This window comes from Streptomyces lacaronensis, assembly GCF_047337785.1.
Lineage (GTDB): Bacteria > Actinomycetota > Actinomycetes > Streptomycetales > Streptomycetaceae > Streptomyces > Streptomyces lycopersici.
Window position 1 is genome coordinate 4,687,531 of the sequence record NZ_JBLHDK010000003.1, and the last position, 11,360, is coordinate 4,698,890.

At 70.1% G+C, this 11,360-nt stretch carries 9 protein-coding genes; 2 read left to right on the top strand and 7 right to left on the bottom strand.

The features are described from left to right. Positions 1-52 precede the first annotated feature (52 nt). Positions 53-280, top strand: a complete 228-nt coding sequence (locus ACMTAK_RS19780) for a DUF397 domain-containing protein (protein ID WP_413807448.1) — start codon at positions 53-55, stop codon at positions 278-280. Between the two features lie 68 nt (positions 281-348). On the opposite strand, the gene ACMTAK_RS19785 is transcribed toward ACMTAK_RS19780, so the two are convergent. The 7 genes from ACMTAK_RS19785 to ACMTAK_RS19815 all read right to left on the bottom strand — a co-directional run bounded on the left by ACMTAK_RS19785 (position 349) and on the right by ACMTAK_RS19815 (position 9,862). Then, positions 349-3,099 carry a bifunctional YncE family protein/alkaline phosphatase family protein gene (locus ACMTAK_RS19785; RefSeq protein WP_413807449.1) on the bottom strand — a complete coding sequence of 917 codons (2,751 nt, stop codon included), beginning with the start codon at positions 3,097-3,099 and terminating at the stop codon, positions 349-351. 6 nt (positions 3,100-3,105) lie between these two features. Continuing rightward, entirely contained in the window at positions 3,106-4,482 is a 1,377-nt protein-coding gene (locus tag ACMTAK_RS19790; RefSeq protein ID WP_413807450.1) for an ABC transporter permease, read from the bottom strand. Continuing rightward, positions 4,479-5,420 (bottom strand): ABC transporter ATP-binding protein, encoded by a 942-nt coding sequence (locus ACMTAK_RS19795; protein ID WP_413807451.1) that lies wholly within the window; start codon positions 5,418-5,420, stop codon positions 4,479-4,481. Before ACMTAK_RS19795 ends, ACMTAK_RS19790 begins: the two co-directional genes overlap by 4 nt. A gap of 316 nt (positions 5,421-5,736) precedes the next feature. Further along, the gene (locus ACMTAK_RS19800; protein ID WP_413807452.1) at positions 5,737-7,209 is read right to left on the bottom strand and encodes a GntP family permease; all 1,473 of its coding nucleotides are present in this window, start codon (positions 7,207-7,209) and stop codon (positions 5,737-5,739) included. 219 nt (positions 7,210-7,428) lie between these two features. Further along, on the bottom strand, positions 7,429-7,842 hold the full coding sequence (locus ACMTAK_RS19805; protein ID WP_262702963.1) for a RidA family protein: 414 nt from the start codon (positions 7,840-7,842) through the stop codon (positions 7,429-7,431). Then, entirely contained in the window at positions 7,839-8,729 is an 891-nt protein-coding gene (locus tag ACMTAK_RS19810) for an IclR family transcriptional regulator (RefSeq protein ID WP_413807453.1), read from the bottom strand. The genes ACMTAK_RS19805 and ACMTAK_RS19810 overlap by 4 nt, the downstream gene beginning before the upstream one ends. Further along, on the bottom strand, positions 8,726-9,862 hold the full coding sequence (locus tag ACMTAK_RS19815) for a sugar kinase (RefSeq protein ID WP_413807454.1): 1,137 nt from the start codon (positions 9,860-9,862) through the stop codon (positions 8,726-8,728). The genes ACMTAK_RS19810 and ACMTAK_RS19815 overlap by 4 nt, the downstream gene beginning before the upstream one ends. A gap of 145 nt (positions 9,863-10,007) precedes the next feature. On the opposite strand from ACMTAK_RS19815, the gene ACMTAK_RS19820 reads away from it, so the two are divergent. Then, positions 10,008-11,297 carry an amino acid deaminase gene (locus ACMTAK_RS19820; RefSeq protein ID WP_413807455.1) on the top strand — a complete coding sequence of 430 codons (1,290 nt, stop codon included), beginning with the start codon at positions 10,008-10,010 and terminating at the stop codon, positions 11,295-11,297. The last annotated feature ends 63 nt before the right edge of the window (positions 11,298-11,360 follow it).

Genomic DNA, 11,360 nt, shown 5'->3' on the forward strand with positions numbered 1-11,360 from the left:
GCCTCACACAGCCGCTCGGCCCTGATCAGGGCCATAGCAGAGGAACACGAACATGGTCAGCGGTAAGCACACCACCCGCAATGCCTCCGCACTCACGGGGTGGTTCAAGTCCAGCCACAGCGGAGGCAGCAACGGCGACTGCGTCGAAATAGCCCGGGGGCACGCCGACGTCCCCGTCCGCGACAGCAAGAACCCCGACGGCCCTGCGCTCGTATTCGAGCCGTCCGCGTGGTCGGCGTTCGTCTCCGGCGTCAAGCGCGGGGAGTTCCCCACCACCTGATCCGAAAATCACGGCCCCCGACCGGCGATGATGCCGGCCAGGGGCCACCCGGAGCGTGAGCGTGTGCGTCAGCCGTCGTTCTCCGCCGACGGGATATAGGCGCCCGGCACGTCCCTCGGAGCGTAGATCTTCTTCTCACCCGGGTACGGCTTCGCCCAGTTGTGCGTCTCGTACCACGTGAGGTGGTTCATCTGGGCGGGGGGAGCGTAGTCCGGAACGGCGTTGGGACCGGTCAGCCGCTGCTTCGACTTCCACTGGTCCCACTCGGCGGCGACGTTCTTCATGTCCGCCGGCACCGAGGCCGACGGCACGGCCGCCGCCTTCGGGCTCTGCGCCGCGGGGGTGTCCAGACCACAGGACGGCGCGGTCTTCACACCGTCGGTCAGCGAGGTCCGGTTGGGCAGCGCCTTGAACGGCGTGAAGTCCGGGCGCTGGGTGAACGCCGAGGTCATCGGGGTGGCCGCGGTGTCCTTCTGGTTCATCGGCTGGATCCCGAGGATCTGCTCGATGGTCCGCATCATGTTGATCTGCGAGTAGTAGTGGCTGTCCACCGCGCCGTGCTTGGCCCAGGGGCTGATGACCTGGACCGGGGCACGGTGGCCGTCGACGTGGTCGAGACCCGCCTGGGAGTCGTCCTCGACGACGAAGATCGCCGAGTCCTTCCAGTACTTGCTGTGCGAGATCTTGTCGACGATCTGGCCCACGGCGAGGTCGTTGTCCGCGACCTGGGAGGCAGGGCTCACCGGGCCACCGGTGTGGTCGCTGGAGAGCCAGAACATGTTCAGGTTCGCCGGTCCGTTCTTCTCGAAGTCCTTCTTCCAGATCTGTGCCCGGTAGACGTCCGGGACGCTGGTGTCGAACTTCGGGAAGCCGTGCACCGACACGTCGTTGAGCGACGGGATCGGCGAGCTCGAGTTCAGCGGGTAGGCGGTGTCCTGACCGGTCGCCGCCATGTTCTTGGTGTCGCAGTACAGGTTCTGCCAGCTGGCGCCCGACGGCTTGGTCAGGAACTGCTGGAACTCACCGAAGTTCCGCACGGACTTGCCGGCCGCCTGCGCACCGGTCCAGATGAAGCCGGTCTTCTGGTGGCCGAGGGCGTCGTCCTCGGTGTCGTAGCTGCGGGTGTACTCACCGGCGGAGGACTCGGTGTACTCCGGGTTGTCGGACTGCATCAGCCAGTTGTGACCCTCGGCGGAGTTGGTGCCGATGTCGTACGTGTTGTCGTACAGGCCGAACTGCTTGGCCAGGGCGTGCTGGTTCGGCGTGACGTTCTCGCCGAACTCGGTCAGCGACGGGTCACCGTTGCCCTCCGGGATGTCACCGAAGACCTGGTCGTAGGTCCGGTTCTCCTTGACGAGCAGGAAGACGTGCTTGATCGTCGAGGGGTCGCCGAGCTTGGCCGGGACCGGCACCGGCTTGGCCGGGGTGCCGTCGGACTTCTTGAGCGACTCGCCGTTCCAGCCGTTCTGCTTGAAGACCTTGCCGGTGTAGGACCTGATCACGCTGTCGTCGGGCAGCGTGAACCGCTGCACGCTCGACGTGGTGTCGTGGGTGCCGCGACCGCCGGTGGCCTTACGGCGGGCGTCGATGCCACGGGTGTTGGAGACGTACACCTGGTTGCCGGAGGTGGTGATCTCCGAGGGGAAGTAGTCGGTGGGGAGCAGGCCGACGTAAGAGACCGGCTCCTGCGCGGAGGTGTACTTGTAGACGGCGACGGCGTTGGCACGGCCGAGGGTCACCAGCAGGTGGCCGTCGTCGGTGAGGGTCACCGCGTCGGGCTCGTAGCCCACCCGGGACTTGGCCCACGGCTGGGTGGAGATGGTCTGGACGACCTTGTCCTTCGCCGTGTCGATGACCGACACGTTGTTGTCGGCCGTGTTGGTGACGAACACCACGCCGTGCTTGGCGTACACGGCGGTCGGGTGCAGACCGACCTCGATGCTGGAGACCGCGGCGTCCTGGTTCGCCAGGTCGATGACGCTGACCGTGCCGCTGGTGGTGGCGGCGGTCTTCTGGTCGGCGAGTACCTGCGTACCGTACGAGTTGATCGTGGGCTCGCCGGGCTTGGCCGGGCGACCGCCCTCGTTGCTCACGTAGAGCTTGTCGCCGACGACGACCATGCCACGCGGGGCGTTGCCCACGTTCCAGCTCTGCTTGATGGTCCCGGTCGCGGCGTCGATGGCGACGACCCGGTTCTGGCCGTTGACCGCGGAGTACACGGTCTTGCCATCGGCCGAGAACACGGCCGCGCCCACCAGGGCACGCTTGGAGCCGTCCGCCGGGATGGTGACGGTCCGCGGGCCGGAGACGCCGCCGTCCGCGTTCACGGTGAACACGGTGTAGCCGTCCGGCTGGCCCAGCCACAGCTGCTTGCCGTCGGGCGAGTACGTCGGGCCTTCCTGGCCCACGTTGTTGCCGCTGATGCGGGGGTTCGACGACGCGGCACTGCTGACGAGCTGTTGCGTCTTCCAGTTCTTCAGGTCCACGATGGCCAGGGCCGCGCCACCGTCGGTGACCGAGGCGGCCATGTGCGTGCCGTCCGGGCTGACCGAGGACGACATGATCTTGCCCTGGTTGATGACAAGACGGTCGCCGTACGGGGCGATGTACTGGTTGCTGGAGACGACCTGGCCATCCTTGGTGACCTGACCGACCTGGTCCGTGCCGAACTGCTGGGTCTGCCCGAGCGCCGTGCCGGCGGCCACGAGGGCGACAGCGGTGGTGCCCGCCGTCAACAGCGGTATCCGTCGGCCGATGCGTCTGCTGATGAGGCTGATCCGAGCTTCCTCGACGAGCTTGCGGCGGCGAGTCACCTGCATGGAGCGTTATCCCTTCGGGGTGGTGTCGAGCAGTTCGACGTTGCCGTCGAACTGCCACAGCGGGTTCGGCGCGTCCCCATCGGGGGTCCGCACCAGGAAGTAGCCGTTCACTTCCTTCGGTCCATCGCCATCGGCCATGAACCGCCCGTCCGGAGTGACGTCGAGTTGGTAGATGGCCTGTCCTGGGGCCTCGACGCCGGGAAGATGCCAGGTCACGACGCAGCGCCAGTCGTTGCCCGGACCTTCCGCCGCGACCCTGGTGCTTCCCTTGTTGCACGACGCCGTGGCCTCCAACTGGGCCTCGGTGACGGCGGGTCGGTTGAGTTGGTCGGTCTGCATGCGGTACAGGTGCGCGAACGCCGTGGCGAGCGAGCGCTGCACCTTGTCCTGCTCGATCCCGGAGCCCGTCGCCGAGGTCGTCGCGGCGACGACCGCGAACGACGCGGCGGCCACCCCGACGAGCGGCAGGACTCCGACGGTGATCGCGCGGCGGCCCGAACCGTCGTGGGCCAGGTTGGTGAAGTCGCGCCGTACGAAGAGCACATACGCCAGCGCCGTCGCGACCACGGCCCACACGAGGCTGACGACGATGCCGATCAGCAGCGGGCCGAGTTGCTGGGGGCTGGTGAACAGACCGTTCCAGGAGATGAGGGCGTAGCTCGGCAGGGCGACGCGCACGGCCACCGGAAGCGGCAGCATCTGGGCGACCGCCATCGCGAGCGAGACGAGCACGGGCACCAGCAACCCCATCGGGGACCGTCCCAGCGTGACCGACCCGAGGAAGCCGAGTGCGGCGAGCGCCAGGGTCGGGGCGAGGACGCAGACCCAGGAGAGCAGGACCTGGACGGCGGCGTCCGACGGTGCCAGGAGATGGCCGTCGAGACCGACCAGCGGCTGGTTGCCGACCACGAGGAGGCCGCCGACGGTGCTGGAGACCGCGAGCCCGGCCACGAGCAGCAGCAGGACGGTGAGACTGGCCACCGCCTTCGCCATGAAGATCCGCCGGGGCGAGCGGACCGCGACGAGCAGATGGCGCCAGGTGCCGAGCCGGTCCTCGGAGGCGAACACATCACCGGCCACGACCGAGGTCAGCAGCGGGAGCGCCCAGGTCCCCGCGAACCCGAGCATCACCAGCGGCCCGGCCCACCCGGAGGCGAGCATCCAGCGCCCGAAGAGGGTGTCGACGGGAAGCGTGCTCTGCTGGCTCACCCCGGCGACGAAGAGGGCGGGAGCGATCCAGCAGGCGAGGACCAGCAGGCGGATCCGCCACTGGGAGACGAGCTTGACGAACTCGAAGCGACAGGCGCGGGTGACGGGGACGCGACGGCCCCCGGTCATCTGCTCGGGTTCCTGTTCCCGGCTCTGGGTGAGGGTCGCGGTCATCTGCCCGCCTCCTGCTGTTCGGTGAGGGCGAGAAACGCGGCTTCGAGCGGCGACACCACGGGAGTGAGCTCGCGCAGCGCGACGCCCCGCTCCACGAGCCGCGCCACGAATTGGTCGAGGGCGGGCACCAGGGCGCGTACGACGAGCGGTTCGGCGTCCCGCCGTACCCCGGCTTCGTCGACGACCTGGATACCCGGCGCGTCGTCCGCCAGCCGGCGCGCGGCCCGCGAGTCGGAGGTGAGCAGCCGGTAGTCGAGTTCACGGTTCTCGGTGGCCAGCTTGGTCAGCGGGCCGGAGAAGACGACGCGTCCGGCGGCGAGGATGGTCACCTCGGAGCACAGCGCCTCGAGGTCGTCCATGTTGTGGCTGGAGAGCACGACGGCGGTTCCGTCGGCCGCGAGCCGACTGAGGACACCGTGCACATGCTTCTTGCCCGCCGGGTCGAGGCCGTTGGACGGTTCGTCGAGCACGAGCAGCCGGGGCCTGGTCAGCAGGGCGGCGGCGAGCCCGAGCCGCTGGCGCATGCCCAGGGAGAAGCCGCGGGTACGGTCGTCGGCGACGTCGGTGAGACCGACCTCGGCGAGTACGTCGTCGATCCCCGCCGTGCGCGCGTCGTGGCCGCGGAGCGCGGCCAGCGCGGCGAGGTTCCGCCGTGGGGTGAGCGAGGGGTAGAGGGCGGGGCCGTCCACGAAGCCGGCGACACCGTCGGGAGCGTCGAGTGCCCGCTCGACCGGTGTACCCAGGATCTCCAGGCGACCGCTGTCGGCCACCGCGAGCCCCAGCAGAAGGCCGAGCAACGTCGTTTTTCCGGCGCCGTTCGGTCCGACCAGGCCGTGAATCTGACCCGGTGCCACATCGAGATCGATGCCGTCCAGGGCGACGACATCACCGAAGCCCTTCGTGATACCGCGAGCCCGGATTGCGCGGAGTTCTTCCATGGGTCCCTTCCTTCAAATGCCTCAAGGACCCTATGGATTGATCATGCTGCTTATGGGGATGGAGAGTTGAATGTATGCGGAACATGAAACGACGTGGCATTCTCGACGTCGCCGCCGAGCGGGAGTCCTCCGTTTCAACCAGCATTCTTTGCCATCATTTGATCAAAGTTGGATGCTCCCATGAATGAGTTGCAATGGTGAATGTTGCGGCGAATGCCAACTGGGCAGGGAGCGGAATTGAGCTGGCAGCGACGGCCCCCGAATCCCGGCGGTTTCCGCCGGGATTCGGGGGCCGTCGTCATGCGGGTGCCGTGCGCTAGATGACGACGCTCAGCAGGGCCGCCACCACGAACCCCGCCACCGACAGCACCGTCTCCAGGACCGTCCAGGACTTCAGCGTGTCGCTCTCGGTGATGCCGAAGTACTTCGCCACCATCCAGAAGCCGCCGTCGTTGACGTGCGAGGCGAAGATGGAGCCCGCCGAGATGGACATGATGACCAGGGCCAGATGGGCCTGCGAGTAGTCGCCGCCGGAGAGCATCGGGGTGACGATGCCCGCCGTCGTGACGATCGCGACCGTCGCCGAGCCCTGGGCCACCCGGAGCACCACCGAGATCAGCCAGGCCAGCACGATGACCGGCAGGCCCGCGCTGTCGAAGGCGTCGGCCAGGGCCTGGGCGACACCGCTGCCCTTGAGGACCGCGCCGAAGACGCCGCCCGCGCCGACCACCAGGAGGATGTTGCCCACGGGCTTGAGGGAGGCGGTGGAGACGGTCTCCAGGGACTTGCGGGACCAGCCGCGCCGGATGCCCAGCAGGTAGTAGGCGAGGAGCAGGGCGATCGTCAGCGCCACGAAGGGGTGGCCGAAGAACTCGATGACCGAGCGGCCGGTGCTCGGGTCCAGCGCGACGGAGGAGAACGTGGCGCAGAGGATCAGCACGAGCGGGGTGCCGATGATCGCGAGCACCGTGGCCACCGGGACCGGCTGCTCGGCCGGGGTGGCGCCGGAGGCGCGCTGCTGGGCCGCGACCGCCTCCCGGGACTCCTCGGCCGCCTCGACCATGTCCTGCGGTACGGGCACGAAGATGCGCTTGCCGATCCAGGCGGCGTAGCCCCACGCGGCCAGCACCGACGGGATGCCCACGACGATGCCCATCAGGATGACCCAGCCCAGGTCGACGTGGAGCAGTCCGGCCGCGGCCACCGGGCCGGGGTGCGGCGGCAGGAAGGCGTGGGTCATGGACAGGCCCGCGAGCAGCGGCATCGCGTACAGCAGGATCGACTTGCCGCTGCGCTTGGCGGCCGCGTAGACGATCGGCGCGAGGACGAAGATGCCGACGTCGAAGAAGACGGGTATGCCGAAGATCAGGCCGGTGAGCCCCATCGCGAGCGGCGCCCGCTTCTCCCCGAAAAGGCCGAGCAGCCGGGCGCTGAGCGCCTCAGCGCCGCCGGAGACCTCCAGGATCGCGCCGAGCATGGTGCCCAGGCCGATGATGATGGCTATGTGGCCGAGGATGCCGCCCATACCGGATTCGATGAGCGAGACGGCGTCGGACTTCTGGACCGTGCCGAAGAGTTCGGTGACCGAGAGACCGGCGGCCAGACCGACCGCGATGGAGACGCCGAGCAGCGCCACGAAGGGCTGTAGCCGGACCTTGATGATCAGGTAGAGCAGAAGGGCGATGCCGAGGGCGGCGACGGTCAGCAGACCGGCGGTGCCGTGGATGAGGGCGAGCAGACCACCGGTGTGGGGTGGGGTCTCGGCAGCGGGAGCGGCCGCGAGCAGCATGGGGAACTCCGGGATGTGGGTAGGGGGTATCGCCGCACGGCGGCGGGCCGCGCGCTGGGAAGACCTGGGTGCGGGTGATCAGGGCTCGAGCTTCCGGCGACGGGGACGGTGAGGACGAGTCAGGGGTGGAACCCGCGGCGGGCGGGGAAAGCTCCCGCCCGCCGCGGGGGTTCGGGGGTCGGCCGCCTCGGGCGGCGTCGGCCCGGGACGGCGAGGGCGTCAGCCCAGGACGGCGAGGGCGTCGATCTCGACGAGCAGACCGGCCGGGAGGCCGACGTAGACCGTCGTACGGGCGGCCGGGGCCTCCTTCAGGTCGGCGAAGAACTCGTTGTAGATCTCGTTGAGTTCGGCGAAGTGGCCGGTGTCGGTGAGGTAGATCCGCACCATCACCACGTCTTCCCAGCTCGCGCCGCCCTCCTCCAGCACGGACTGCACATTGCGCAGGGTCTGGAGGGTCTGCTCGCGCAGGGTGGGCCCGACGGGCGTGGGGGCCTGGCCCGGGACGGCGGGGCCGAAGCCGACCTGACCGGCGACCTGGAGGATGTTCCCCTTCTTCACGCCGTGGGAGAACTTGGCGGGCGGGGCGGTGTGCGTGGCCGGGGTGATCGCGGTCTTCTGCAGCTTCTCGGTCATGCGGAGGGCTCCTCGGCTCTCTTGTCGGGGGTTTCGTGCGAGGGGTCGTGCTCGTGCGAGGGGGTGGTGGCCGGCGAACCGGCCGTGCCGTGCGTGGCCTGTGTGGCATGTGCGCCGTGCGCGCCGTGCGCGTCGTGGGACACCGGGGCGCCGCCCGAGTATTCCCGGCTGATCTCCTCCGCCGTGCGGCGCACCAGCGGCAGCAGGGAGAGGAGTTCTTCGGCGCTGACGACGACGTTCGGCGCCGACACCGAGCAGGCGGCGACGACCCGTCCGTCCGCTCCCCGGATCGGTGCCCCGACGCAGTTGATCGACTCCTCGTGGCCGCCGAAGTCGGTGGCCCAGCCCTGGTCCCGCACGGTCGCCAGCTCCTTGAGGAACGCGGCGGCGCTGGGCGTCGAACGGGGCGTGTACGCGGGGTAGGTGAGCCGCTCGGCCAGGGTCCGCCGCTCGGGCTCGGGCAGATCGGCGAGCAGCAGCTTGGCCACGGCGGCCACGGTGATGGCCACGGGCTTGCCGATCCGCGAGTACATCCGCACCGGGTAGCGGCTCTCCACCTTGTCGATGTAGAGCACCTCGTTCTCCTCGTACACCGCGAGGTGGACGGTGTGCCCGCAGCGTTCGTTGAGCGCCACCAGATGGGGATGGGCGATCTCGCGCACGTCGAGGTTCTCGACCGCCTCCTGCGCGAGCGCGAAGAGGCGGGCGCCGAGGCGGTAGCGCTGGTCCTGCTGGCGATAGACCATGCCGTGCTCATGGAGGGTGCGCAGCAGCCGCAGCGCGGTCGACTTGTGCACGCCCAGCCGCGTGGCGACCTGCTCCAGATTGGCCGGCCCCTCCGCCAGCAGCGGCAGGATGCTCAGCGCTCGGTCGACGGTCTGGCTCATGAGTCGGGTACCTCCACCGCTGCGGTCTCGGCCCACTTTTCGGCGGGACTCGGCAGATCTGTCCAGCCGGGGCCGAATCGCAGTGTGCCCCACCGCGCGGCATCGAGTGCCACCAGGTGGTCGGCGTGCTCGCGGGAGGGCGGGGTGCCGAGGTCGCCGGGGACGGTGAGGGCGGCGGCGGCCATGAGGTGGCCGTGGCGCAGCCGTTCGGCGACGGGCAGTCCGCGCAGGGTGCCGGAGAGGAAACCGGCGGCGAAGGCGTCGCCCGCGCCGACGGGGGCGACGACGTCGACGCGCAGGGCGGGTTCGAAGGTGACGGTGTCCGTGCCCTCGTCCGGGCGGCGGGCGTAGGCGGTGGCCCCGGCGCCCCCCTGCTTGACGACCAGCACCTCCGGCTCGGGCAGCACGGCCCGTATGGCCTCCGGACCGCGCACTCCCCAGACCGCCTCGGCCTCGTCCTCGCCGACGAAGACGAGGTCACAGCGGCGGGCGAGGTCGAGCAGTACGGCAGGCCCGCTGTCGCCGCCGGCTCCCTCTTCCTCCTCCCTCTGCCAGAGCGAGACCCGGTAGTTGAGGTCGAAGGAGACGAGCGGACGGCCGGGGGCGCGGGCGGTCAGCTCGCGCATCAGCGCGCGGCAGTCGCCGGAGAGGGCCGGGGTGATCCCGGTCAGATGGAGCACCCGGCCGGACCAGGCCCGCTCCCGGGGGATGAGCGCGGGGGACATGGCCGCGGCGGCGGATCCGGCCCGGTAGTAGAGCACCTCGGCGAGCGGTTCCGAGGCGGCGGCGTCACCGCCGTCCCCGTCGGCCGTCTCGGAGCCGACGGCACGCTCCCCCGCCGTACGGAAGTAGATCCCGGTGGGGCGGCGCGGATCGTGCTGGACGTACGCCGTGTCCACACCGGTGGCCGCGATCTCCCGTACGAGGTGCTCGCCGAAGCCGTCCGTGCCCACCCGGCTGATCCAGCGCGCGCTGTGCCCGGCGCGGGCCAGGCCACAGGCGACATTGGACTCGGCACCGCCGATGCCCCGGGCGAACGAGGGAACATCCGACAGCCGGCCCGGACGGGACGGCACGAAGGTCACCATCGACTCGCCAAGACATACGACATCGACGCTGCGGAGATGGGACACGGTGGGTCTCGCTCCTCGTGGATGGACGGATGAGGGTCAGCCACACACCGTTGACCCGGTGCTGGGCGGGATGTTAGACAGCGCTAAGCGTTATGCGCAATGAACGTTGCAGATATTGCAACCGGAATCGTTATGGAGGCGCTCCATGGCCACCGACCACCGCGACCAGGCCGTCGCCGCCCTCGCGCGGGAGCGCGTCGACCACCGCTTCAAGGGGCTGCCGCCGAACGCCGAGGGCCTTACGGTCGGCGAGCTCGCCGCCGAACGGCGCTCCCTGTTCACCGGTGGCTTCACCACGCCCGTACTGGCGCTGTCGGCCGAGGCCCTTGAGCACAACCTGGTGGCGATGGAGCGCTACTCCGCCGCCCATGGGCTCGCCTTCGCCCCGCACGGCAAGACCTCCCTGGCCCCGCAGCTCTTCGAGCGCCAGCTCGCGCACGGGGCCTGGGGCATCACCGCGGCCGTCCCCACCCAGGTGCGGATCTACCGGGCCTTCGGCATCCGGCGGATCTTCCTCGCCAACGAGGTCGTCGACGCCGCCGCCCTGCACTGGCTCGCGGCCGAGCTCGACGCCGACCCCGGCTTCCGCTTCATCGCCTACGTCGACTCGGTGCGCGGTGTGGAGCTGATGGACGCGGCCCTGCGGGAGGCGGGCGCGCGGCGGCCGGTCGATGTGGTGGTCGAGCTGGGCGGCGGCGAGGGAGCGCGCACCGGGGTCCGTACGGAGGCGGAGTGCGCGGCGGTCGCCGACGCGGTCGCGGCCGCCGGGACCCTGCGGCTGGTCGGGGTGGCCGGTTACGAGGGCGAGGTACCGAAGGCGGACGGCGAGCGGGTACGGGCGTGGCTGCGCCGGCTCACGGCACTGGCGGCGGATTTCGACGCGGCGGGCCGCTTCGAGGACGTGGACGAGGTGGTCGTCAGCGCGGGCGGCAGCGCCTGGTTCGACGCGGTGGCGGACGTCTTCGCGGAGCTGCCCACGCTGTCCCGCCCGGTGCTGAAGCTGCTGCGCTCGGGTGCGTATGTCTCCCACGACGACGGCCACTACCGGCACATCACCCCGTTCAACCGCGTCCCGGAGGAAGGCGAGCTGCACCCGGCCTTCCGCCTGTGGGCCCAGGTCGTCTCGCGCCCCGAACCCGGCCAGGCCTTCCTGAACGCGGGCAAGCGGGACGCGGCCTACGACCTGGACATGCCCGAACCCCAGCTCATCCGCTCCGCCCGGGACTCCACCACCCGCCCCGCCACGGGCCTCACCATCACGGCCCTCTCCGACCAGCACGCCTGGGTCTCGGTCGCGGACGACACGGACCTGGAGGTCGGCGACTGGGTGGCCCTTGGCCTCTCCCACCCCTGCACCAGCTTCGACAAGTGGCAGCTGATCCCGGTGGCGGAGTCGGACGGCACGGTCACGGACTACATCCGCACCTTCTTCTGATCGTCGTGGGGCTTCCGCCCCGCCCCACACCCCGCCGGGGTGAAGCCCTCGTCCCGGCCCGCA

Coding starts and splice junctions, on each gene's coding strand:
- ACMTAK_RS19805 (WP_262702963.1), bottom strand. CDS start 7,842: ATGACCGAGAAGCTGCAGAAGACCGCGATCACCCCGGCCACGCACACC.
- ACMTAK_RS19790 (WP_413807450.1), bottom strand. CDS start 4,482: ATGACCGCGACCCTCACCCAGAGCCGGGAACAGGAACCCGAGCAGATG.
- ACMTAK_RS19785 (WP_413807449.1), bottom strand. CDS start 3,099: ATGCAGGTGACTCGCCGCCGCAAGCTCGTCGAGGAAGCTCGGATCAGC.
- ACMTAK_RS19795 (WP_413807451.1), bottom strand. CDS start 5,420: ATGGAAGAACTCCGCGCAATCCGGGCTCGCGGTATCACGAAGGGCTTC.
- ACMTAK_RS19780 (WP_413807448.1), top strand. CDS start 53: ATGGTCAGCGGTAAGCACACCACCCGCAATGCCTCCGCACTCACGGGG.
- ACMTAK_RS19820 (WP_413807455.1), top strand. CDS start 10,008: ATGGCCACCGACCACCGCGACCAGGCCGTCGCCGCCCTCGCGCGGGAG.
- ACMTAK_RS19800 (WP_413807452.1), bottom strand. CDS start 7,209: ATGCTGCTCGCGGCCGCTCCCGCTGCCGAGACCCCACCCCACACCGGT.
- ACMTAK_RS19810 (WP_413807453.1), bottom strand. CDS start 8,729: ATGAGCCAGACCGTCGACCGAGCGCTGAGCATCCTGCCGCTGCTGGCG.